Genomic DNA, 24,838 nt, shown 5'->3' with positions numbered 1-24,838 from the left:
CTAAAAATTAGGTTGAAGATCCACCAATTTGTTTTGAATGCCAAAGATGACCAAGCCGGCAGTGTTCTTAGATTCGGTCTTGAGCAAAAGATTGTTGCGATGCCCCTCGACCGTTCTGGGGCTGATAAATAGTTGTTCTCCAATCTCGGCTGTGGTCTTTTGTTCACATATCAATTGAAGTACCTCTTTCTCGCGTTTGGTGAGCAGGTCGCTATCCAATCTACTCTTTTGGGGTTTTCCATCACTGGCCAACATGTTCTGATGAATTACGCGCATCACCTCATCGTTATAATAGAAGCCTTTGGTGGCCACTTCGTTGATGGTATGGACCACCTCGTCTGGTGATGCATTCTTCACTAGGTAGGAAGAAGCCCCGACATCGACCATATTTATGATGAATGCCTTGTTTGTATAGCTCGTCAATGCGATGACCTTTATTTCTGGATATTCCTTATGTAGGAATTTTGTCGCTTCCACCCCATTCATCTTTGGCATCTTAAGGTCCATCAAAATGATATCTGGAACAACATTGGTCTCCGCTAGCGCATTTTGCAGCATTTCCCCATCAGCGGCTTCAAAGAGGATATTAAAATTCTTTTCTCTTCCTAGGATAAAGGCCATTCCCTTCCGGAATAAAGCCTCATCATCCACAAGAACGATGTTTATGGCGTTGGTTGTCATTATGGTAGGTCTTAAATGGTGACATGTACATGTACACCTTGGTCTATAGCGCTCTTAAAATTAATACTTCCTTTTAACAATTCGATCCTACTTTCAATATTTTTCATCCCCAAACCCTTCTGACTATCAGTAGATTGTACATCAAATCCTTTTCCGTTGTCTGAATATTTACAATGCAGTCGTTCGTTTTCTTTATAAAAGTGAACGGTGATATTCTCTGCCTTTCCGTGTCTCAACGAATTGTTCATCAATTCTTGGAGAATTCGAAAAATGTTCAACTGATCGGTATCACTAAAATGGTCCAGGTCACTGTCCATCTCAAGTTTGACGGTGACATTCTTACTGGATTCAAACTCATCACACAATTCTTCAATGGCAGCTTTCAATCCAAACTTCTCCAGAATTGGAGGTAAAAGATCATGAGCGATACGACGGGAGCTCTCTAGAGCTTTGTTGGTCATTGCGATAATGTTGCCGGTCGCCTCTTGGAGCTCATCTTCGGTGATATTACCGTTTTGGAGCACATGCGAATTGAGCGAAACAATATTCAGCTTGGAGCTGATGTCATCGTGCAGATCTTGTGCAATACGCTTGCGCTCCTTCTCTTGAGTAAGGATGGTTGCTTGCAATAACTTTTTCTGATGGCTAATTTCTAGGTCTTTCTTTTCAAGTTCCTTTTGGACGATCTTCTTCCGAGAAAAATGAAAGAACGCAATTAACGACACTGCCATAAAAAGGAGCACGATCACACCAGATATTAGAATTGGGATTATTCTATTCTCGTTATTGAAAAGTTCTTCCACCATTCAAAAAAAATTATTATTTGATAAATTATATATAAAAAGGCATTGACGATCCAGATCACTTTATTGAACATCGGATCAACCTCAATCATCAAATTTCCAGCAGTAAACAATAAAGTACTAGATAACATATATACAAGAATCCCAATATTGACATAAAGAAAATCTTGTTTCTCGCTTAAGGAGTTATAAAGATAAAGTATTGAAAACAACACTAAACAAAGCGAAGTAACGCATATCAATACAAGATTGAAACTATTGATGATATTCCAATCCAACGAATATTGTATGATGCTATATGACGATGTAATTATAAGTAGGATTATAACGATCTTCTTTTGGATTCTGGATTTAAATAAGTTTAGATAAAACCACCCTAACAATAGCAATTGAAAAAAGAAGTAAGCATGTGATAGAAATATATTGTTCATCCCCTGCCGCGCCAATAATATGCTAAAAACTTGAATCATCAATATCGTAGCAAGATACATAGTGAAAATTTTAAAAGCCTTCCCTTTCTTGGAAAAGCTTTTAAAATACAATACGACATTTACAAGTAATATGACGTTACCTATAAGTGACAGAGCCCTAAGTAGTTGCATCTTACTCTATATGGCTAATTTAAAGGACTATTAACATCGCATGCTGTTGGACAAGGCTCTGTAAAATCATAAAGACTTCCGCCGCCTTCCCATTTTCTTCCAGTCTGGTCGTCCGTGATCATATCGCGATAAACGGCCGGCGTCACCGAAGTGTCTTTCTTCGTTCCTACAATGACCAATCTATCCGTATTTTTATCATCGACACCCAAGTATGCTCTTATATTCTTATCATCGGTAGCATAGGTACCATTCGGCAGTACGCCTATCTCTATAAGCGCAGCAACTAGATCCTCGGCAGGTATCAAGAATGCATCTACGTTGCGGTTTCCTCTTCCGTTTCTCCAATTGGTCGTCCAATCGATTCCTTGTTGAAATGTGATCTTGTTGTCGTTCTTTGACATATTTAAAGGTTTTGTGGTTGATTATTCTTTTAAGATAGTCCTAAATTATAAAATATATCTGCATAATTCGTCTATCTAATGGAAACCGCAACAATTTTACGTGAAAACCGTAATTATTGAAGTAAAGCACTGGGTATAAATATTTGGTTTCAATCCCAAGCACAAAAGATTATCTTTGGCACAATAAATGAAAGTAGGTTCGTTATACCAATTTAAGAACCGATATCTGATGAGAAGAATATTTGCAATTATCGCATTGGCCGCCATTACCAAAAATGGGACCGCACAACAGGCGTTTACATCGGGAGAAAAGTTGACATACGCTGCCTCCTATAACATGAGCGGCCTTATGACCGAACTGGCACAGTTGACCATGGAGACCAAAAAGGTGGAAACCTCCAAGAGCACACTCCTGCATTTAAAGTGTAAGGCCAGCACCTATAGCAAATGGGATACCTTCTTTAAGATCAGAGACCTCTATGAAACCTATTGGAGTACCAAAACCTTTAGACCCCTACTTTACAAACGAAATATTGACGAAGGAGGGTATAAGAAAATGGTGAAGTATACGTATAACCATAAAACCGGTGTGGTGAAGAGCCACATGAAAAAGAAGGGCTACGATGAACATAAAACACATAAGATAAGTGAAGAGACATTAGATGTGGTCTCCACCATTTATCAAATAAGACAAATACCTATCGCCTCGGTCTCGCCCGGTGAAAGCAAAACCTTTAAAGTGCTCTTCGATCGTGAAGAACATCCGATCAAAGTTACATACAAGGGCAAAGAATTTATCAAAGCCGGAAGTTTGGGCACCAAAGAATGCTACAAGCTCGCCGTTTCTGCCAAAGGTGGCAGTATCAATGGAACCATCTACTTGACAGCAGATTCCAATAAAATTCCAACGCTGATAAAGTTCAACATTCCTGTTGGAAGCGGTCAACTGAACCTAAAAACAGCCTCGGGGCTGGCAAACTAAATAGTCATGAGAAAGTTCCTTGTTTTTTTAGGAGTCATAGCAGCAGTACTCACCATCATTCTATCATTCCTACCATTAGGGACCATTACGATGCTTCCTGCGCTTGTTACCATCATCGTTGGAATTCTTGCATTCATGCTTTCCAAAAGTGCAAATAAGAATCTCAATGCTCCCAAATTTATTATTATCGCAGGGCTTCTAGCATCATTTGTCACCATATCCAAAGTGGTCTTTTTTGAAAATAAGGTAGCAAAGGATGAGCAATTTGAACTTAGGGAACAAGAGTCTGAACAAAAAGCTGTGGAAGAACTTGAGGAATTAGAAGAGGAGCTGGACGAGTTAGAAGGTTTAGAAGAATAAGACCACCTATTCCAATTTTAAGAAAACTTTAGGAAAAACAGGCAAGATACAAGATTTCTCTAGCTGATCACGCCATCATTTTTTGGTTATATTTGACAAATTTATTTTTATATCAGATGAAAAGATCATTATTAGGTATAGCCCTTGTGGCGATGATGGGATGTGGCGGTAACAAGAATACAGTCGCAGAAACTGGAACGAATTCGGCACCAAGAGAAATTGGGGATCCGGTGCAATATGCAAACACGATCAATGCCCAGGATTTGAGCAAACACCTTTATATTTACGCATCGGACGAATATGCTGGGCGTGAAACTGGGAAGCCTGGACAGAAGAAGGCCGTTGAGTACCTCAAAAACTATTATGTGGGTCTGGGTGTGCCAGCAGCCAAAGGGAACAATGACTTTATTCAAAAAGTACCTCTTGAAATGATGAGTGTGCCCAATGCCAGTATCACTTCTCCTAACAAAAATTACAAGATCGGTGAGGATTTTGCCACTTTTTCAGCTTCTAAAAATGGGAAGATCGATGTGACAAGTATCACCTTTGTCGGTTATGGAATTGAAGATGAGAAATATTCGGATTATGACGATGTAGACGTAGATGGGAAAATTGTTCTTATCAAAGCAGGAGAGCCAAAAAATGATGATGGCACCTATGTGATCACTGGTTCGGCAGAAACCTCTTCTTGGTCAAACATTAGACAGAGTTTTGGCAATAGGATTGAAATCGCAAAGTCTAAAGGTGCAAAAGGGCTACTGTATTATGATGCTGCTAATTTTCCACTGGTACTTCAACAATTCAAATTTGTTTCTGAACGCGCTAAGAATGGTGGCGGGCAAATGTCGCTAAAGAAAGATGGAGAAGATTTCTTTTACTTCTTTGTGAACGAGACGATGGCGAAAGATATCTATGCCGATATTGAAAATACAGAGACTTCGCAGCAACTACAAACCAAACTTTCTATCGATATCGCCAATACTACAGAAGAGGTGTCATCCGAAAACGTAGTGGCCTTCATAGAAGGCGTTGAAAAACCAAATGAATATGTGGTGATCTCGGCTCATTTGGATCACATAGGAGTTAGCGCTGACGGACAGATAAATAACGGAGCCGATGACGATGGTTCGGGAACGGTTTCTGTTTTGGAAATCGCTGAGGCATTCAAAAAGGCCGCTGCAGAAGGAAACGGTCCTAAAAGATCGGTCGTATTCTTACATGTTACTGGGGAAGAAAAAGGGCTTTTGGGTTCTGAATATTACACGGACAATCCCATCTTTCCGTTAGAGGACACGGTAGTAAATTTGAACATCGATATGGTAGGGCGCACAGACCCAAAACGAAATGGCGGGCCAGATTATATTTATTTGATAGGGTCTGATAAATTGAGTTCTGAACTGCATTCACTGTCTGAGGACATCAACACAAAGTATGCAAATCTAGAGCTAGACTACACCTACAACGACGAAAATGACCCAAATCGTTTCTATTATCGTAGTGACCACTATAATTTTGCAAAAAATAATGTTCCGATCATTTTTTATTTTAATGGAACACACGATGATTATCATCGACCTTCTGACACTCCAGATAAAATTGAGTATGAATTGATGGTCAAACGCGCCAAGCTGATCTTTCATACCGCTTGGGAAATAGCAAACCGAGATAATCGTATCGTTGCAGATAAGCTCGACGAGTCTACGGGCAACTAACACGAATTAAGTAATATTGATGGGGTATCCCTATTCTTCTTATCCTCAAAAAAGATCCGTTCATCGGATCTTTTTTATTTCCTAAGGGACTTCAAAGTGAAACTATCTTTTTTCGTAACTTGGAGCTTCAAACCTAAAAAACAACGAAATGTCGGGATTATTAGATTTATTAAATAGCGATATGGGACGTCAAATGATCAATGGCGTAAGTCAGCAAACTGGACAACCCGAAGACAAGACAGCCGATGTATTAAGCATGGCGCTTCCTGTATTGATGGGAGCGATGAAAAAGAATGCCGCCACACCAGAAGGCGCTTCTGGACTTATGAATGCCTTATCCAACAAACATGATGGGAGTATTCTGAATGACCTAGGCGGGCTATTCGGTGGCGGTGTAGACCGATCGGTAATGGATGACGGTGCTGGTATCCTAGGGCATCTCTTGGGGCAAAAACAACCGAATGTGGAAAATGCTTTAAGCAGCCAATCCGGACTTGATGCCGGTACCATCTCTCAAATCTTAAAGGTAGCAGCCCCTATTCTTATGGGTGTTGTAGGACAGCAAACAAGACAGAACAACGTTAGTGACAGCAATGGACTTACAGGGCTGCTAGGAAGCATGCTCGGAGGACAACCACAAAGAAATCAAAGCCTCATAGAAAGTCTTATCGATGCCGACGGCGACGGTAGCGTCTTGGATGATGTAGCAGATATGGTGCTTGGCGCTAATAAGAAGAAAAGCGGTCTTGGTGGTCTTCTTGGCGGATTGTTTGGAAGAAGACGCTAATTAACATCTTTTATAATTTGAAAAAAGGCATTGGAAATCTTAATTTTCCAATGCCTTTTTTATACCCTAGCGAAGTGTTAAAACTTCGTGAATTGCCGAACAAGGATATAAATATTTCGTATTTTTAGATATATGAGATATGTTTATACCTTAGCGATAGTTCTAATGTTGTCCATGGCCTGTTCTACATCCAAAGAGGCGTTGGTCATCGATGACACAGAAAAAGAATTGTTCAACAAAAAAGGGAATGACACGGTTCGTATCGCAGCAGAAGAAGATGCCGAAGATGAGTATGAGATCATTGTCATCGAGCCTGGATTCAACTATTGGCTACAGAGTATCGCCAGGCCCAGAGGATTTTATTCACAGAGCTTTTTAGAAACAAGGAATAGACTGTTTGTCCTTAACTGGAATCAGCGTGTGCTACAACCCACTATATACAATCCCGATCTCTATCTAGTGCCTATCGACTATGAACCCAATATCGATTATGGATACGAGGTCAACTATAAGCTCTATAATTATTTTATCTACTTTCAACGAAAATACAATCAACGCCTAGGTCCTTATTTTCCACGCATCTAATTTAGTATCTTTGCAGCTGATTTTTGAAATGCTATGGAAAAATTAAAGGAACGTTGGGGTATCACCTCGAATTTTCAAGTGGCCATTATATTTATCGTTTTTGCCATTACCGGGTCTTCTGCCGCAAAATTAGCAGGGCCTCTGATGGATTTGCTCAATATAACTAAGGAAAACACCAACGGCTGGATATATTGGCCTATCAGAATTTTATTGATCTTTCCTGTATATCAGGTATTATTGGTTTTCTTTGGATGGCTTTTCGGGCAGTTCAAATTCTTTTGGAATATCGAAAAGAAAATGCTGCAACGCTTGGGCCTTGGATTTTTATTTGTAAAGAGCGAATAAACATAACATATACGACTCCGAAAGACCCTCACAGGCAATCCAAAACCTGTGAGGTTTTTTCATTCTTCTATTGCCATTGCAATAAAAACTGGCTAAATTAGGTCATTCTTGCGTGAAGAAATACCGAAGTATTTAAGCCAATAACAAAAAACCAAACCATGAAATATCCTTTTCAGCAATTCAGCGTAATTTTCATTTTCCTCCTATTTCTTTTATCCAATACCGCTCATTCTCAAAACCGCAGAACGTCTGGAAATTTGATATTGGAAGATATTCCAGAGATCCCCGAAGATATCAAATCGAGATTACAGCAGTATCAAAACACCCGATCTGCAAACTTCGTGGATTGGATGCCCAACAATAAGGGTATATTGTTGTCTACGAGATTCGCTAATACCTCACAATTACATACCATAGCGTATCCTGGTGGGGCCAGAAGTCAGATCACCTTTTTTAATGAACCTGTATCAAATGGTACTTTTTGCCCTTCTAAAGACCATAACGGCTTTCTCTTTTCTAAAGATATTGGCGGAAATGAATTCAGACAAATTTACTGGTACGACATGGCCACAAGAAAATCGGAAATGATAAGCGATGGAGCATCTGTAAATCTTGGAATGTTATGGTCTAACAAAGGGGATCAGTTTGCTTTTACATCTTCAAGAAGAAATAAAAAAGATTTTGATATTTATATTTCCAATATGGAGACACCCAAAGAAGCTGCTCTAAAAATTAACAAAGGAAACGGATATTGGATAGCGACCGATTGGTCGCCAGATGATAAGAGATTGCTTGTCTTTCAATATTTATCAAGTACAAAATCAAACTCCTATATTTTGGAACTGAAAAGCAACAAGCTAACTCAGATCAATGATGAGGATACCGATGCTGTTTTTCTAGCTGATAGCTGGGATAGCAAAGGAGAAAACATCTATGGCACCACCAACCAAGGAGGAGAATTTCGTACCCTCTTTAAATATAATGTAAAGTCGAAAGAAATTGAATATATCACCAAGGACATCCCATGGGATGTTGAAGAATTTGTTACGAATAGGTCTGGTACCAAAGGCGCATTTACAGTAAATGAAAACGGATATAACCAATTATATCTAATAGATCTCCGATCGAATACATATAAAAAGGCGAAGAATTTACCGATCGGCCAAATTTATTCGATTCATTTTCATCCAACGGAGGATAAGTTAGGAATGGCCATAAATACGTCTCAAACGCCCGGTGATATATATTCTTTGGATATTTCTAGCATGAAAATTGAAAGATGGACGACCAGCGAAGTAGGTGGACTTGACACAAGTACGTTTCCAAAACCAGTGCTTATCCATTACGAAACCTTTGATGAATTGGAAGGAAAAAAAAGAATGATTCCAGCTTTTGTATATAAGCCTTCAAAAGTAAATGACCCAATGCCAGTTATGATTTCTATACATGGGGGTCCGGAGGGTCAACATACTCCCAACTTCTCTTCATTCTATGCTTTTTTGGCCAATGAGATGGGCATAGCGGTGATCGCTCCCAATGTCCGCGGATCTTCAGGATATGGTAAGAACTATTTAAAACTAGATAACGGATTCAAGAGAGAGGATTCTGTCAAAGACATCGGCAAACTTCTCGAGTGGATAGAGAATCAACCGCAATTTGATAACGAAAGAATCGCTGTTTTCGGGGGCTCTTATGGTGGGTATATGGTTCTATCCTCGATGTATCATTTCAATGATAAGCTCAAATGCGGCATTGATGTGGTTGGGATAAGTAATTTTGTGACGTTCTTAGAAAATACGGAAGCATATAGACGTGATCTAAGAAGAGCAGAATATGGTGATGAACGAGATCCTGAAATGCGAAAATTCTTAATGTCCATTTCGCCTACAAATCATGTGGATAAGATCAAAAGACCCTTATTTGTGATTCAAGGTGCAAACGATCCACGTGTACCTGCTTCAGAATCTGAACAAATGGTAAAATCGATTAGAAATAATAATGGAATGGTGTGGTATATGCTAGCGAAAGATGAAGGGCATGGATTTAGAAAGAAAGCAAATAGGGATAGAATGACCGAAGCGGTCGCCTTGTTCTTAAAAGAAAATCTGCTGAATGATTGATATCTCTCAAGAAGTATAACCAAAACCAAAGCATTTCAATCAAAAGAAACCACTATGGACAAGGCATTACAGACCATGATCGACAATATGCCCGAAAAGACCGGGAAGTCATTAGATGAATGGAAAAGACTCTTGAACGAGAAGGCGTTTGCCAAACATGGAGAAGCAGTTAAATATCTGAAACAAGAACATGGTGTAACGCATGGGTTCGCCAATACCATCGTATCTCTTTCCAAAGACGACCATGATACAGCAGATGACCTCATTGCCAATCAATATGATGGCAAGGAAAACTTAAGGCCTATTTACGAAAAATTGATCGCGGTCGTCGATACTTTTGGAAGCGATGTGATAAAAACACCAAAGAAAACAAGCGTGAGCCTCATTCGAAAGCGGCAATTCGCGCTGATAAAACCAGCCACTAAGACCAGAATCGACCTCGGGCTAAAATTAAAGGATAAGCCTACCACCGAAAGGCTTGGGAACTCCGGTCCCTTTGGAACCATGTGCTCGCATCGCGTGCAACTCACAGCGCTAGAAGATATAGATGCCGAACTTATCTCATGGCTAAAAGAAGCCTATGAAAAATCGGTGTAAGTGCTGCCAAATGAAAACATCTATTGCTCGATGTCGATATCGATGATCTCCTCGGTCTTCTTCTTACCTTGAATCACATAGGTGTATATCCACATCAAAGTGAAGGTCGGAACGAGATCGGTCCCAGGAATGGCCTCTTCAATAAAGGTCACCGCACCAGCGATCTTCCCTTCATTCCCTTTGTACATCTTGGTCATGGCATAGCCTGCTAGAGGTGCCCAGACCACATCGGCAAAGTCGCCCAACAATATTACTGCATATGACGAGGTGAGGACGCCCAAGCCATCCATGACCAGGCTTAATAACAGTTTTTGGTATTTCTTATCATTATTTTTTGACATGAAGAAGATTTTAGGTTCGACCTAAATATAACCATTTTCGTGCCAAAAAATTGTCCTATTGCCAAGGCTTCCTATTCTTGGCCTTTGGACCATAAACAGGTGTTCTCTTTTTAAAAGCAATCGGTTGTGTCTTCTGATCTTTAAGAGCCATTGGCTTCTTATTCTTGGCCGCTGGACCTTGTAACTTCTCTTTATTAGATTGAAGAACCACCTTCCCCTTTGCAGGATATCGCTCAGAGATCTTGGCCTTTTTGAATTTAGGACCTGTCAATTGAGTTTGCTGTCCATAAGACAATACACAAAAGAATAAGGATAAAGTGAATATTACGTATTTCATAATAAAATGCCTTAAAATTGTGAATTACAAATTTAAGGCATTTTAATATATATATAAAATACGATTATCTTAAAATTTTAAGAAAAATCACTACTGATCAACTTCAGGAATTCGTTTCTGGTCTCTTGCTTCTCAAAAGCTCCTCTAAAACCGGAGGTCGTAGTCACCGAATTTTGTTTTTGCACTCCACGCATCATCATACACATATGACTGGCTTCGATAACCACAGCAACCCCTTGAGGTTTTAAGGTATCGTTTATACAATCAAGGATCTGCTCGGTAAGACGTTCTTGCACCTGCAATCGCCTGGCAAACACATCTACGATACGAGGTAACTTGCTCAAACCTACAATATATCCATTTGGAATATAGGCGATATGCGCCTTTCCGAAAAAAGGTAAAATATGATGTTCGCAAAGCGAATATAGTTCGATGTCCTTAACGATGACCATCTCATTGTATGACTCTTTGAACATCGCACTTTTTAAAATTTCGGAAGCATCCTGATAATAGCCTTGCGTTAAAAATTGCATGGCCTTGGCAGCACGCTCAGGAGTTTTTAATAAGCCCTCGCGTTTCGTGTCTTCCCCAATTTCTGCAATGATACTCTTATATCGGTCCTTTACATCATCGGTAACTTTGATGTTGTACTCTTCAAATGACTTATACGGCATTAGCTAGTCGTTGTTTTTTTAATTTATGCTGATAATTTCTCTTTAGTTTCTGAAGTTTTGGATTAATGATCACTTGGCAATATGGCTGCTGATTATGTATCTCATAATAATTCTGATGATAATCCTCTGCCTCATAGAAAGTTTCCAATTCAGCAACTTCAGTCACTATTGGATTCTCAAAGATGGCCCTTCTTTCTAAATATGCAATGAAATCTTCCGCTTTTTTCTTCTGATCCTCATTGGCGTAAAAGATAGCAGATCGGTATTGCGTTCCTTTGTCATTACCTTGTCGATTTAAGGTAGTGGGATCGTGTGTCGCAAAGAAGATCTCCAGTAACTCTTCGTATGTAATGATGTCGCGATCAAAAGTGATCTGCACCCCTTCTGCATGCCCGGTCTTTCCTGTACAAATTTCTCGATAGGCTGGATTCTTTATAGTTCCACCAGTGTAACCCGATACCACCTTCTCAACACCATTGATCCTATCGAAAACAGCCTCGGTACACCAGAAGCATCCGCCAGCGAATGTTGCTATCTCTATATTCTTAATACTCATATCTATGTTTTTTAGTTCTATATTAATAAAAAATATTTGTTTAGCTAATTTATAAAATGATTAAACAAATTAATTCCTTTTTAACGTATATTTGGGAATTCCTTTACATTTCTCTCACAAGATTTATAGTATCATTGTAGCGAATTTCACGCTAACCTTCTACAATGTCCAAGTTCATTTTATTTTGTTCTTCTTTAATTATCACGTTTGGGACGTATTCCCAAGAAAAGAAGGTGATCTCGGCTACTAGAATTGACACTTCCCCTAAAATAGACGGAGTTTTAGACGATAATGTTTGGAAAAACATACAACCCGCCAAGAACTTCTTCATGCTGGAGCCAGCGAATGAAGGCGTGGAACGTGAAACACACCGTACCGAGGTAAAAATGGCCTATGACGACAAGGCGGTATATTTGGCGGCCTATATGTTTGACAACGAGCCGTCCAAGGTACAGCGGCAGTTTAGTCAACGAGATGACATCTTTGTACAAGCCGACCATTTCTCCTTCGCTTTAAACACCTATAATGACGGCATCAATGAAGTACATTTTTTAGTGACCAGTGCTGGCACCATTGGCGACGCTATCGTCTCTGGAAACAATTTTGACTTTAGTTATAATGTCGTTTGGCAATGCAATGTGTCCTTCGATGAGAAAGGCTGGTATGCAGAGTTTAAGATTCCCTACAACGCGCTGCGTTTCCCACAAGCCGAAGAGCAAAACTGGAGTGCCAATTTTAGACGTCGCATCACCCATCTGAACGAAACCTATGTTTGGAATCAAATAGACCGTTCAGTTGGATTAGAATCGCAATATAATGGTCTTGTTGAAGGCATACGAAATATCGACCCTCCGCTTCGGCTTACGTTATATCCTTTCGCCCAAGGTCTCGTACAGCATTTTGACAACGAGACGACCACCAACCTCACCGCAGGTATGGATATCAAATATGGATTGAGTGATGCCTTTACGCTAGATGCAACTCTAATACCTGATTTTGGCCAAGCGGCTTTTGACGAGGTACAGCTCAACCTTGGACCTTTTGAGCAGGTCTTTGATGAGAACAGAGCATTTTTTACCGAGGGAACCGATCTTTTTAATAAAGGTGGACTTTTTTTTAGTCGAAGGGTCGGCGGGGCCCCCAGTGGTGATATCGGTACAGTAGCCGATAATGAAGAGATCATAGAAGAACCTTCAAAAGTCGGGCTATTGAATGCTTTGAAGATCTCTGGAAGGACCAAGGGAAATCTAGGGGTAGGATTCTTTAATGCGGTCACAGAACGCACCGAAGCGAGAATTAGAAACTTAGATACAGATGAGGTAAGAAATGTACTTGTAGAACCCTTAGCCAATTATAACATTTTTGTGGTGGATCAATTGTTCAACAAGAACTCCTCGGTGACCCTTATCAACACCAATGTTACAAGGGATGGTAGCTTTAGGGATGCCAATGTAACAGGATTCTTGTATGATGTTTCCAATAAGGCGAATTCGTGGAATTTTGAGGGTGGTGCCCGTGTGAGCAATGTGGTCGAAAATGGCGTGACCACCACAGGTCTTAGAACCAACTTTGAAGTTCGAAGGACCAAAGGTAATTTTAGGTATGGTATTGCGAATTATTTCGCGAACGACACCTACGACGCAAATGACCTTGGCCTTAACTTTCGAAATAATTTTAACAATGTTATTGGCGAAGCTTCCTATGAGATCTTCGAGCCTACCAAAAGATTCAACAAATATCGAATAGATTTTAGAGTGGCGCACCGAAGACTCTACAAACCTAGTGTGCAAACCGAAAACTCGTATAGGCTGAGTTCTTTTTTCGTCACTAAAGAGCGTTTTGCATTTGGGGGAAACGTGAACTACAACTCTAAATCGCAAGACTATTTTGAACCACGTGTAGCAGGCCGTTTTGTCACTTTTCTCCCGAATATAGGTGGCGCATTATGGGTATCCTCAGACTATCGGAAAAAGTTCGCTTATGATGCGACCATAGCAGGGCGCAACTGGTTCAATGAAGCATCTGTTGGTGATGAGCAGCAGTCGCATATCTTTCTAGAATTGTCACCTAGATATCGCTTTTCGGATAAATTTTTGCTTATCTGGAGAACCGAGCTCTTCAACCAATACAATAATTTTGGTTATATCGATGATGACGGTACAGATGTGTTTCTTGGGAGAAGAGAGGTCCGCCGAATCGAAAACTCATTACAAGCTAGCTATAATTTCGACTCTTACAAGGCCATTGACCTTAGATTTAGAAATTTTTGGAGCACGGCGAATTACAAGGATGAGGTATTTTACCTTTTGAATGACGATGGAACACGCACGGAAACGCCCTATGACATTGCCGCCAACGATCCCAATCGAAATTTCAATATATGGAATTTAGACCTTAGTTTTAGATGGAGATTTTCGCCTGGAAGTGAAGCCATTTTGCTTTATCGCAATCAAGCCTTTAATGACGAGGCTCCCTCGACCGAGAATTATATCGGAAGCCTCGGAAAACTTTTTGACAATCCCACGCAACATACCCTCTCTTTGCGTATCGTGTATTTTATCGACGTAAATAATTTGAAAAATAGCTTTAAAGGGTAAATATTCTTAGAAATACTTCCTTTTTTCTAGATTCCCACTTATTATCTATATCGCCCGTTTATAACAGCTAGCTTTAAACTGTGCGTCCAGTCTGTGACATTTGTTTTTAAAGAGTATCCAAAGTAGCGGCCAAGGCCGCATTCATAACAAAGACTAGGATTTAAATTTTAGGGGAATCACTAGTCACATAAAACAGACTCCAAAAGGAGTCTGTTTGTTTTCAACAAAGATTCAGTGCTCTGAAAGGATGAAAAATACATCGTTTATACAATAAGTTCCACTTATTCAGCATCTAAGCCGTTTATTACATAGGCCTTTGCCATAACCTCCTTTCGTCAGATATTTGTATCACAATTGGTCGACAAGAGGTTGTTGACCATGCAGAAAGAAAAGATTTTCATGTTTGATGTTTTTATTGGTTGGTTGAATCATAACTCTATTGGTTGGTTTTGAAGTTATGATTGTATTTTTCAAGCTATAGCTGGTTTTGGTTGGTTTCAAAAGTTATAGTGTTGATTAATGGCAAAAGCGAGTCTTCGGGCTCGCTTTTTGCTTTTAAAAGCATTTGAAAATCACACCGTTACAAAAATTATCTTAACCGTTCATGTACGTAAATGCCCCACTTATTACACGGGATTAACATATCATGAAAAGTATTCCGATCTTCCTAGTTGTTTTTAGATGTAAAGTGGAAGGCCCTACCATTTTTAGTCTTGGACAGTGCAACCATGCAAATGTCATTAATTTGTATATATTTAAAATACAATTAAGCAATGCATGGGTGCCTACAACCAAACTTTTAATAGAAATATCACGATAAAGTTATCCATGCTGTCGTTATTTTTTACATTCCTTTCTTTGCAAATTGGTCTTGGCCAACCACATGATATAAAGAATGTTCCCGTTAACAATAATGGGCAGAGCAATTCTTTCTATAAGAAGCTATTCTTAGACGATGAAGGATTTTTATGGTATACTACCTATGATGGGTTTGTTAGAGAAACTCCAGAGGAACATATACTCTTTCCTATAGACTATCCTGATAAGCAAGAACCTATTTTAACAGCTACAGATTTCTTAAAGACGAAGGATGGTCGAGTTTTTTTGTCGTCTAATCAAGGAACATTTATCATCAACCTTAATACTGGCAAGACCAAACCACTATCTAGTGTCTACCCGAATAGCAGGAAAAAGATCATCTTTTCCTCTCTCAAGGAGGATAGCGAAGGGAATATTTGGATTGGGACCTATACCAACTATATTGCTCGTTATGACGCATATGACGAGCTTTCGCTTTTTGAAGTCACGGAAATCCCAGAGAAAGATAATGTTTCCCTTTCCCCGAAAAATGGTATTGTCATAAATGACATCCTTGATGATGGCACCATTATCTTAAGGCAAGACAATCGATGGTACTCTTTTAAAAATGGTGCAAGTGATTTGTTATGGGATTTAGAGGATGGAAGAACATTTGATCGACATGAAGAAAGCATTTTGAGTGATAATGGCGAGTTTTTTCCAAAAGATACATCAGGTTCGTACGAATATGACAACAGCATATATAGATTTACTTACGTCCCTTCTATAGACAAACAGATCATCGAATTACCTTGTCGCACTACCAAGATCATACCCGATTCTAACAGCATTCGTTATAGAGAGGGCATTGGACTCTTTCTCATAGATAATAAGATCATCAAAGGTGTACATATTATAGAAGTGAACGGCGACTTTAAGATGGTACAAAAAGATAAGGTAGACCTTCCTTTTTATATTTTCGATGTTGTCGTAGATCCCAGTGGTGTTATTTTAGCTTCTTCAGAAAGTGGTATTACCAAAATACGTTATACCAACCCTGGGTTCATAAAGTATCTGGACGACCCCAAAGAGTTCGCTCTTTCCAACAACATCAGCTGTCGCGGGTTTTCCGAGAATTCAGCTGGAGACCTTTACATCTACACCTATGCGGGCTTTTTCAAGCTTAAAAAAGGCGATGATCAATTCAAACATTTAAGGATTACTGAAAAAAACAGCGGAAAGCCGCTGAATAACGCCTGGGTGTATAATTTTTACATGCAAAACGATGACACGATATGGGCCTATGGATATTATCATTCAATTATAAAGATCGACTTAAAGACCAATACCTACGAGGAAATAGGTTTTACAGGTCTGCCACGCTTCGAGGATATCAACTATTTCGATATTGTACAACTCGACAGTGATAATTTACTCATTGCCGGAGAGCTTGGTTTACATAACTACAATTTAAAGACCAAAGAGTTCACAGAGGTGAGCTGGTTGAATGGGCAATATGATCTCATTGGAATTCCCATTTTCAAGCTCTTCCTAGATAGGTCCAAAAATATCCTTTGGGTAGGCACCTTGAAAAATGGGCTTTTCAGAAAGAATCTTACCACCAACGCCGTAACGCATTTTAGCACGGAATCTAGTGAATATCAGCTTAAGGATAATAATATAAAGGTACTATATAAAGATCGTGATCAACATATATGGGTAGGTACGGAGCAAGGATTGCATAGCATACATCCCATCACCTTTAAGATCAAAAAGTACACCATCGAAAACGGACTAAAAAACGACAATATTACGGGCGTTTTAGAAGAGGGAGATCATATATGGTTCGGGACCTACAACGGATTGGTGAGATTACACAAATACAACGGAAGAATCCAAGATTTTTACACTAATGATGGACTGCCAAATAATGAATTCAACAACCGGTCTGCTTACAAAACCAAGGATGGCCAAATGTATTTCGGAGGACTTAATGGGATTGTAAGGTTTGATCCGAAAACGATTTCCCAACGTGCCAAGCCATCGAATATTATCCTTACCAATCTTGAGATCTATGATCAAGTAACCAAGCAAAATAAAAATTTCAAATACGATCTTGCAAGTGTCAAAGAATTGACCATGCCCTATAACAAGAACTATGCGACACTACGCTTTTTGATCAATGACATCTTCAATCCTGAGAAAAACAGCTATCAATACAAGATCGATGGCCTCACCGAGGGATGGGTGGATCTTGGTAGTTACAATACTGTCAGACTATTTGGCGTTCCCCCGGGGGATTATCTGCTTCAGGTGCGTGGATTTTCTTCATTAGGAAATCCGACCAATATGCTCAATTACAAGATCCGAGCCTATCAGATCTTTTACAAAAAGACCTGGTTCATCGTTTTGTGTATTTTTCTCTTTCTAGGAGCCATCTACTTTTGGAATTACTACAAGCGCAAGCAAATGAGGATGCGATTCAAGCACCAAAACAAAATAGCCCAGTTAGAGGCCAAGGCGCTTAGAGCACAGATGAATCCTCATTTCATATTTAATGCCCTAAATGGCATGCAAAGTGTAATGTTGCTCAAAGGCGAGAAGGAAGCCAATAGATACTTTGCTGCCTTCTCTAAACTATTGCGTTTAACGCTCGACATGAGCAATTCTGAATTTATTTTACTGAGGGACGAGATCACCTATCTAAAATCCTATCTAGAATTAGAGAAACTGCGACTTAATGATGAATTGGAGGTTATTTTTGAGGTAGACAAAAAAATGGATGTCGGTGACCTGATGATCCCGTGCATGCTCTTTCAGCCAATAATTGAAAATGCTATTGTTCACGGGCTTACTCCAAAAAAGCAGGACAGGATCATATGGATCGGTTTTCATGAGGAAGATGGCATGGTACATGGCAATATCATCGACAATGGGATTGGGCGTGAAGCCGCTGCTAAGATCAACGAACGCTACAGAAAGAACCACAAGTCTTGGGCTACCCATATAATGAACGAGCGCATACACATCTTCAACGATGTGAACAAAAAGAAGATCTCATTTAATATCCTCGACCTAAGGGAGGGTGAAACCCCTTTGGGCACTCAAGTGACCATACAAATACCGATCGTAAAAAAGCTTTCGATAGCGCTCGACCAGTCCTAAATTTGACCCTTAAGTGGTTAACCCATAGTTTTTTAACGGTTTTTTTCTTTTGTTTTTAGAAAATATACCTTTAACTTCAAGGTAATAAACCAGCCCTTGATGGAAAAGATAAAAGCGATCGTCATCGATGACGAAGTAAACAACGTTGACCTACTGGTGCACTTTCTCGAAAAGTACTGCCCCATTGTAGAGATTATCGGAAAGGCGACCACCAGCCGAGAAGGTAAAGTTCTTATCGAGGAATTGCAACCACAACTCATTTTTTTGGATATTATGCTCGACGAGGGCACTGGTTTTGAATTATTGGAAGACGTAACATTCACAAAATCCAAGGTGATCTTTGTCACCGCATTTGACGAGTTTGCGATAAAGGCATTTAAATTCAGTGCCATCGACTATGTCTTAAAACCAATAGAAATTGAAGAGTTGGTGCTTGCGGTAAACAAGGCCCACGAACAGATAAAACTTAGTCTATTCACGGAAAAAGAGCAATTGAACATGCTCTCTAATTCAATTAACAAAAATCGCCTACCACTTAATTTTATTGCAATACCTTCGGTGGATAAGATCGATTTTGTAAAGACCAACGAAATTGTATTTTGCAACTCCGAAGGAAGGTACACCACCTTTCACCTGATTAGCGGCAAGGAGATCGTTGCCACCAAGAATCTTGGTGAATACGAACAAACACTCGATAAGAACATTTTCTTTAGAATTCACAATTCTTATATTGTCAATCTCACCCATGTACTCAACATCAATAAAAGTGGTGGTAACTACTGCGAACTGGTCACTGGAGAATCCATCCCAATTGCAAAGCGCCGCCAAGATCAGCTACATCGCTTCTTAAAGATCAAATAACTAGCTGTACAGCAACTACTTGAATATCCAAATTTTGAAAGATTTTTGGTTTTTTACCATCTATTCATCAAATACTCCCGATTGTTACATCACGATTTTAAATGGCCCATACTAGGGCTACATTTGTACTGTAATTATTTGATAACCGAATTTTAATGATAATGGTGAACCTAAAAAAAGCCCTATTAATTTTCATCACCTTTTTTGCCCACAGTATTACCAAAGCCTATGTAAAACCCTTTTTTGCCCAAACCGAAACGCCCGTTACAGACACCTTTTTTGCCCCAACAGAAAACTGTTCTGAATTAGTTGACAAAGCGACCCCCAAAGTCTATGTGGTCATTAAATTAGCACAACAAAATACGAAACACCTACAAAAGTATGCTGCTGATCTAAATGCCAAACTCAATGAATATGGTATAAAGACCGAGACCTTATTTCTTGAGCGCAATTTTGAAGGCGCTATCTACCGAGAAGCCGAAGGTCTAGGCGCTGCTTACATCCTGTATGTAAATCAGATTGCCCCAACAACCAAAGATGTGAGTTTTGATACCTCATTTGATGTTTTAAGCTTCGATCTAGAGCATACCTACAGCTGGAAAGAAGTAGTATATCAATTGAATTTAAACCTACAGAAGGAAAACTCGATAGCCGTAGCCAACAATCTTATTCTAAAAAGGTTCATCGAAAACATCGGTAAGTAATTGGTCGATCAAGAATGAAGTTCCCCCGAACCACTATTCTAATTTAAAAAAAGATCATTTGCCCTATGAAAAGAGTAAACAGCTACATCGAGAACATTTTGAGCGTCGTTACGACCATCAGTGAAGTATTACGAACAAGTTCCCCCAAACTTGTCCCAATACCGTTAACCAATAAACATCGGCCACATATCCCAAAACACTGAATTCTTATAAATGTCTAAAATGAGAAAAATGAAAAATTTTGTCTCTCAGATATTTACAGCGATCACCGACGGATTAGGACTGGGAATGTATCCAGATGATATCTTTGAGACCGAAGAAAAGGAACAGCGGTGAAAAAGACCTGATGATCAAATCGGAGCTTTTATTATAATTGAATTTGAAATAAGACTTATTTAGGCCCCAAACAGAAGGTTGTCCCAAACCGAAGCTACCTAAATTCAAAACCCGTTTCGAAAGAGGCGGGTTTTATTGGTCTACCAACTTTTACAATAAAATTCAAGTGGCTAGTTATCAATGACTTATAGTTATGACATTGTTAAAAATAGAACTCTAAACATCTGTTTTGTTGAAAAATACCTACTCATCGAGCGATTTTTTTGACAAATATCTTTCTTTTTGCCTTTCACAACAACTTCTGCTTTATTGACAACAATTTTTTTTTTGAACACAATAATCTGCGTTACTTAGCCTTGGTTATTGGTTAATAAGTGTATCTTTTTTGCCCCAATTCTAAGGAACACTGAAAGAAAAAAAAAGCTCTAGGTCTCTAGAGCTTTTTTTTTGTACTGTACTAGCAAGTCCCTCATGCTATATCCTTGTTTATAAATTTCAGTTGATCAGCCTCCTGCTTTTTCTGCTGGGCATATTGCCATCCCTGTTCCCACCATTTTGCCATTTCCTTTCTATTGAACACTAAGGAGTTCTCCGTGAGTTTTGTGGGCGTATAATAAACACGAAGTTTTACATCCCTGTGCATGGCAGCGAGCTTGCCTTCGGCAATGTCATGATATTCGATCTGGTCCAGCAAAAACCCAAACAAATTGACCATCAAGGAAAAAGGGTTCTTCCCTAATATCTTATTATGCTCCATGTTCTCGGCTTCGAGGATCACAGCATCTACCTCCGTAGCGCCACGGCGTATCGCCTCTCTAATGGGAACGACACATCCAAAACCGCCATCGGCATATTCGAAACCATTTTTCCTTGCCAAAGACATAAAGGGAATATAATTGCAGGAGATCCATATCCAGTCGCAAAAGTCCTCATAACTAAAATCGTGGATGCTCTTGTACTCTACTCTATTCTTAGAAAGATTGGAAACCGTTACGATCACCTCCTTTTTCTTTTCCTTAATGGTCTCAAACTCTTCCAAAGTGAATTGTCTTTTGATGTATCGGCGCAACGACTTACTCTCTCCAAACGTTCGCTTTCGTTTTAGCATCTGCCAAATGACATTCAAGTGATTGATCTTTACAAACTCTCGACCCTGTTTTTTCTTTACCACAAAAGGATTATTGCTAAATATCTTTCGCTGGGTCACCGTGGTGTAGTTTTCATAGACCTTGGCCACCTGCCCATTCGCCAAATGTGGTATTAAAAGGCTGCCTGTCGATGTTCCAAGAAACATATCGTACTCTTGTTGCTCTATCTCCAACAGATATTGTGCAACTCCACCAGCAAATGCACCTTTGCTACCACCACCACTGATCACTAATGCTTTCATTGAAAATCTATTTGATTGATCTCTTCATTTTTAAACTTACAATAATCATACCCTTGTTGCCACCAAGATGTCATCTTCTTCTTATCGAATATCAAGGAATTCGTAGTGAGGACCGTTGGCGTATAATACAAATTGATGATCACATCGCTATGCGAAGCAGCAAATTTACCGATCCTAATATTTTGATATTCTATCCGGTCTAACATAAAATTGAAAATGTTGGTAAGCAATGAAAAGGCATTTTTAGACGGCATCCTATTCAGGTGGGTCACCTCGGTCTCTAATACGATCGCATCAATTTCCTTGGCACCTCTCTTTACGGCCTCTTCAATAGGTACCATGCAGCCAAGGCCTCCATCTGCATACTCACAACCTTCCTTTCGAACCAAGCTCATAAAAGGGGTATAGTTGCAGGATATCCATATCCAGTCGCAAAAATCGTCATAATTAAAATCATTGATGCTTTTATATTCCACTTGATTGAGACTAAGGTTAGACACCGTGACAACGATATCATTCGGGCCATTTTTCAATTCCTGAAACTCTGTTTCAGTGATGGTCTCTCGTATCAAGTTTCGAAGATGATAGCTTTCCCCGAAGGTTTTCCCGCCTCGTAGAAAGTTCTTAAGAACGTTGAAGTGATTGATATTGATCGTCTCGATGCCATATTTTCTTTTTCGCTTTATGACAAAGGGGCAATTGCTGAAGATACTACTTTGTGTTACTGACGTATACACATTCTTGATCTTTTCTATCTTTTTCAGTGCTAAATGAGAGATGAGTAGGCTTCCTGTAGAAGTTCCAAGGAAAAGGTCGTAATGATATCCCCGTTCTTGTATCAGATACTGGGCGACACCACCAGCAAAAGCTCCTTTACTTCCTCCACCACTTATTACGAGTGCTCTCATTATTCTGTCAATTGTTTTTTAAGGAATAGCTGCTCGTTATAGGGCAGTTCGTCTTCTAAAGCTACAAATCTTTCTTTATATCTAGCGTTCTTGAGCATCTCTTTGAGAAGGCCTCTGGCAAATGAGGCAAATCGCCAATTGTGATGAAGGCAGGCATCTAACAGATCGATTAAATTTTGGTCTCCTAATCCTTGTATTTGATATAAATATTGAAGCGCTCCTTGCCGAACCTCAAAACCATACGCCTTCGAGGTATATCCGGTCAATTCTTCATAGAACGCACTTTTTTTGGCAAGCTCAAATTCGGGTGTCACCAAGGCGAGTGTTAGCCATAGCAACCTTACATTCTTATCCTTGAAGCCGATGATGTCTTTGGTCTGTTTTAAATAGGTTGCTCTCTCCTTTGGGAACTGCGACCATAACTGATACAAAGCATGTTCCACTGTCCGGTAGCTAGGATCCTCTAGCAGGCCTTCAAAATCCTTCTTCAAACTCATAGGAATCGTGTCGAGGCTGAAAGCAGCTGCTTGCCGAAGTAGGATGTTGTCACTTTGTAAGACTTGGGCATACAGACCCTTGGAATTCTCCATGCTACTTTCGGAAAGATACTCCAGTATCTTTTTATCCTGTGCCAAATGCACGCCATCGAGCGCAAAATCATACCTTTTGATCACATCGACAGCATCGAACTCTCTAAACTCACAAAGCAAGAGATATTGCAGTGGTAGATATTTTATAAGATCCTTCTCTTTAAGCTGTTTGCTCCGTATCCATTTCTCGGAAAATGCACTTAGGTCAAGATCGCTTTGCTTTTCGACAATAGCAAGAAAATCATCGGTCTCAACATTCTGAAACTTGAAAGTGTCCAGATACTCTTTAACCGATGTTCTAAACACCTCTTCACCAACTACTTCTCGTAAGACATGTAAGACCCAAGCGCCTTTTTGGTAGAAGGTAAGCGAGCTTGCATTTGGGTCTAGTAAGGAGGTCGCCTTTCCGGCTTCTTGCTGTGCCATCAGGTCTTGCGATGATTCGTACAGCTTTCCATAAAAATAATGGTCTCCAAAGAGCTCCTTTTCGGCTAATAGGGCGTAATAGGTGGCAAAGCCTTCCTGCAGCCAATGGTGTTTACCACTTTTTGCTGTGACCAGATCTCCAAACCATTGATGGGCCATTTCGTGCGCATTCACATTCACATAATTCCTGTCAATGAATCCAAGACTATCTACCACAAAGCTGTCGGAAAAGATGGTCGCTGAAGTGTTTTCCATTCCGGCATATAAAAAATCCTTCACGGGCACTTGTTTATAGTTTTGCCAGGGATAGGCCGTCAATGTTTCGGCCTCGATGAGATCAAAGATTTGTTTGGTGTATCGATACGTAGGCTCGAATAGATCTTCATCTTCAGGGTAATAATACATTTCTAGTGGTGTGCCTCCATCCGAGAAAGAAACCTTTTTATCATACTTCCCGACGGCGATTGCCAAGAGGTAGCTGCTCATAGGCGCATTCATATCATAATGCCAGGTCTTGGTCGTTTCATCCTCTTCCGTGGCGATCAATTTTCCGTTGGCAACAAGGCTATAGTGTTTATCAAAGGTCACCGAAAGATCAAACTCCACCTTTTCGTTCACATCGTCAAAGCTGGGTATCCAATGACTGGACTCCTTGCCTTGCCCTTGCGTCCAGACCTGATTTCGCCCTGCCTTATTCCATCCGATGAAATACATCGCCTTCTTGGGATAGGCCTCGTAAGAGATGGCCAGCTCATAACCCGCACCAGGCTTCAATCGTTTCTGTACTATCAGGCTATCGCCATTGTTTTTGAATTTCACCTTTCTTCCATTGAGATAAACAGATGCAAAGGTCATCGACTTTGCATCTAAAAAGACCTCCTTGGTCTTTTGAAACACATCGAATTGGTAGGTGACGGTGCCAAAAACCTTTTTCTGATAAGCATCGATGCTGATCTCGGCATGTGCCTTGGTAAAGTCTACGAGTTGAAGCTGTTGCGCCTGTAACCATGAACCTATTAGCAAGAGAAAAAATAGCAGAAAACGTTTCATGCGATTGCTGGCTTCAAAATTTAAGCCAAAATAGGAAAAAGGAATATGATGAAAAAAAGACAATCTTTTCAATGTTAGATGATTTTCCACTTTATAACGAAATACACTACAGAATATTGAAAAGCCCTTA

Annotated in this window: 22 protein-coding genes; 12 read left to right on the top strand and 10 right to left on the bottom strand. The window is 39.8% G+C overall.

Annotation, left to right across the window (positions count from 1 at the left end):
- From ACFQ1M_RS05630 to ACFQ1M_RS05620, 3 genes are all read right to left on the bottom strand, one after another.
- Positions 1-681 carry a response regulator gene (locus ACFQ1M_RS05630; protein ID WP_386405138.1) on the bottom strand — a complete coding sequence of 227 codons (681 nt, stop codon included), beginning with the start codon at positions 679-681 and terminating at the stop codon, positions 1-3.
- An 11-nt stretch (positions 682-692) separates the two neighbouring features.
- On the bottom strand, positions 693-1,487 hold the full coding sequence (locus tag ACFQ1M_RS05625; protein ID WP_386405135.1) for a sensor histidine kinase: 795 nt from the start codon (positions 1,485-1,487) through the stop codon (positions 693-695).
- Positions 1,488-2,100: 613 nt separating this feature from the next.
- Entirely contained in the window at positions 2,101-2,487 is a 387-nt protein-coding gene (locus tag ACFQ1M_RS05620; RefSeq protein WP_386405132.1) for a hypothetical protein, read from the bottom strand.
- 229 nt (positions 2,488-2,716) lie between these two features.
- Between ACFQ1M_RS05620 and ACFQ1M_RS05615 the strand changes: the two genes are divergently transcribed.
- The 8 genes from ACFQ1M_RS05615 (at position 2,717) to ACFQ1M_RS05580 (ending at position 9,975) form a co-directional block, all read left to right on the top strand.
- A complete protein-coding gene (locus ACFQ1M_RS05615; protein ID WP_386405129.1) occupies positions 2,717-3,469 on the top strand; it encodes a DUF3108 domain-containing protein in 753 nt (250 codons plus the stop codon).
- A 6-nt stretch (positions 3,470-3,475) separates the two neighbouring features.
- Positions 3,476-3,829, top strand: a complete 354-nt coding sequence (locus tag ACFQ1M_RS05610; protein WP_386405126.1) for a hypothetical protein — start codon at positions 3,476-3,478, stop codon at positions 3,827-3,829.
- Between the two features lie 116 nt (positions 3,830-3,945).
- Entirely contained in the window at positions 3,946-5,541 is a 1,596-nt protein-coding gene (locus tag ACFQ1M_RS05605; RefSeq protein WP_386405123.1) for a M28 family peptidase, read from the top strand.
- A 148-nt stretch (positions 5,542-5,689) separates the two neighbouring features.
- Positions 5,690-6,328, top strand: coding sequence for a DUF937 domain-containing protein (locus ACFQ1M_RS05600; protein WP_386405120.1), 639 nt, complete (start codon positions 5,690-5,692; stop codon positions 6,326-6,328).
- Positions 6,329-6,493: 165 nt separating this feature from the next.
- Positions 6,494-6,913: a DUF6146 family protein gene (locus ACFQ1M_RS05595; RefSeq protein ID WP_386407067.1), complete on the top strand. Its 420-nt coding sequence runs from the start codon at positions 6,494-6,496 to the stop codon at positions 6,911-6,913.
- Between the two features lie 33 nt (positions 6,914-6,946).
- A complete protein-coding gene (locus tag ACFQ1M_RS05590; RefSeq protein WP_386405117.1) occupies positions 6,947-7,258 on the top strand; it encodes a DUF6787 family protein in 312 nt (103 codons plus the stop codon).
- Between the two features lie 158 nt (positions 7,259-7,416).
- On the top strand, positions 7,417-9,378 hold the full coding sequence (locus tag ACFQ1M_RS05585) for a S9 family peptidase (protein WP_386405114.1): 1,962 nt from the start codon (positions 7,417-7,419) through the stop codon (positions 9,376-9,378).
- Positions 9,379-9,432: 54 nt separating this feature from the next.
- Entirely contained in the window at positions 9,433-9,975 is a 543-nt protein-coding gene (locus ACFQ1M_RS05580) for a DUF4287 domain-containing protein (protein ID WP_386405111.1), read from the top strand.
- A 20-nt stretch (positions 9,976-9,995) separates the two neighbouring features.
- Here the strand turns inward: ACFQ1M_RS05580 and ACFQ1M_RS05575 are convergent, their stop codons facing one another.
- The 4 genes from ACFQ1M_RS05575 to msrA all read right to left on the bottom strand — a co-directional run bounded on the left by ACFQ1M_RS05575 (position 9,996) and on the right by msrA (position 11,883).
- Positions 9,996-10,316, bottom strand: coding sequence for a hypothetical protein (locus tag ACFQ1M_RS05575; RefSeq protein WP_386405109.1), 321 nt, complete (start codon positions 10,314-10,316; stop codon positions 9,996-9,998).
- A gap of 55 nt (positions 10,317-10,371) precedes the next feature.
- Positions 10,372-10,653, bottom strand: a complete 282-nt coding sequence (locus ACFQ1M_RS05570; RefSeq protein WP_386405106.1) for a hypothetical protein — start codon at positions 10,651-10,653, stop codon at positions 10,372-10,374.
- 77 nt (positions 10,654-10,730) lie between these two features.
- Positions 10,731-11,327 (bottom strand): GTP cyclohydrolase I FolE, encoded by a 597-nt coding sequence (gene folE / locus ACFQ1M_RS05565; RefSeq protein WP_386405103.1) that lies wholly within the window; start codon positions 11,325-11,327, stop codon positions 10,731-10,733.
- Positions 11,317-11,883 carry a peptide-methionine (S)-S-oxide reductase MsrA gene (gene msrA, locus ACFQ1M_RS05560; protein WP_386405100.1) on the bottom strand — a complete coding sequence of 189 codons (567 nt, stop codon included), beginning with the start codon at positions 11,881-11,883 and terminating at the stop codon, positions 11,317-11,319. Before msrA ends, folE begins: the two co-directional genes overlap by 11 nt.
- Positions 11,884-12,047: 164 nt before the next feature.
- Here msrA and ACFQ1M_RS05555 point away from each other — a divergent pair, with 164 nt between their 5' ends.
- The 4 genes from ACFQ1M_RS05555 to ACFQ1M_RS05540 all read left to right on the top strand — a co-directional run bounded on the left by ACFQ1M_RS05555 (position 12,048) and on the right by ACFQ1M_RS05540 (position 20,008).
- On the top strand, positions 12,048-14,480 hold the full coding sequence (locus tag ACFQ1M_RS05555) for a DUF5916 domain-containing protein (protein ID WP_386405097.1): 2,433 nt from the start codon (positions 12,048-12,050) through the stop codon (positions 14,478-14,480).
- 828 nt (positions 14,481-15,308) lie between these two features.
- The gene (locus ACFQ1M_RS05550) at positions 15,309-18,443 is read left to right on the top strand and encodes a histidine kinase (protein WP_386405094.1); all 3,135 of its coding nucleotides are present in this window, start codon (positions 15,309-15,311) and stop codon (positions 18,441-18,443) included.
- Positions 18,444-18,542: 99 nt separating this feature from the next.
- On the top strand, positions 18,543-19,304 hold the full coding sequence (locus ACFQ1M_RS05545) for a LytR/AlgR family response regulator transcription factor (RefSeq protein WP_386405091.1): 762 nt from the start codon (positions 18,543-18,545) through the stop codon (positions 19,302-19,304).
- 161 nt (positions 19,305-19,465) lie between these two features.
- On the top strand, positions 19,466-20,008 hold the full coding sequence (locus ACFQ1M_RS05540; protein ID WP_386405088.1) for a hypothetical protein: 543 nt from the start codon (positions 19,466-19,468) through the stop codon (positions 20,006-20,008).
- Positions 20,009-20,813: 805 nt separating this feature from the next.
- On the opposite strand, the gene ACFQ1M_RS05535 is transcribed toward ACFQ1M_RS05540, so the two are convergent.
- Genes ACFQ1M_RS05535 through ACFQ1M_RS05525 form a run of 3 tightly spaced genes read right to left on the bottom strand, consistent with a single transcriptional unit; the run spans position 20,814 to position 24,708 of the window.
- A complete protein-coding gene (locus ACFQ1M_RS05535; protein ID WP_386405085.1) occupies positions 20,814-21,734 on the bottom strand; it encodes a patatin-like phospholipase family protein in 921 nt (306 codons plus the stop codon).
- A complete protein-coding gene (locus ACFQ1M_RS05530; protein WP_386405082.1) occupies positions 21,731-22,642 on the bottom strand; it encodes a patatin-like phospholipase family protein in 912 nt (303 codons plus the stop codon). Before ACFQ1M_RS05530 ends, ACFQ1M_RS05535 begins: the two co-directional genes overlap by 4 nt.
- Entirely contained in the window at positions 22,642-24,708 is a 2,067-nt protein-coding gene (locus ACFQ1M_RS05525) for a M1 family metallopeptidase (RefSeq protein ID WP_386405079.1), read from the bottom strand. Before ACFQ1M_RS05525 ends, ACFQ1M_RS05530 begins: the two co-directional genes overlap by 1 nt.
- Positions 24,709-24,838 lie beyond the last annotated feature (130 nt).

It is taken from the genome of Sungkyunkwania multivorans (assembly GCF_042675645.1).
GTDB classification, from domain to species: domain Bacteria; phylum Bacteroidota; class Bacteroidia; order Flavobacteriales; family Flavobacteriaceae; genus Sungkyunkwania; species Sungkyunkwania multivorans.
The sequence above is the reverse complement of the archived record's forward strand: the minus strand, read 5'-3'. Positions and strand labels throughout refer to the sequence as shown.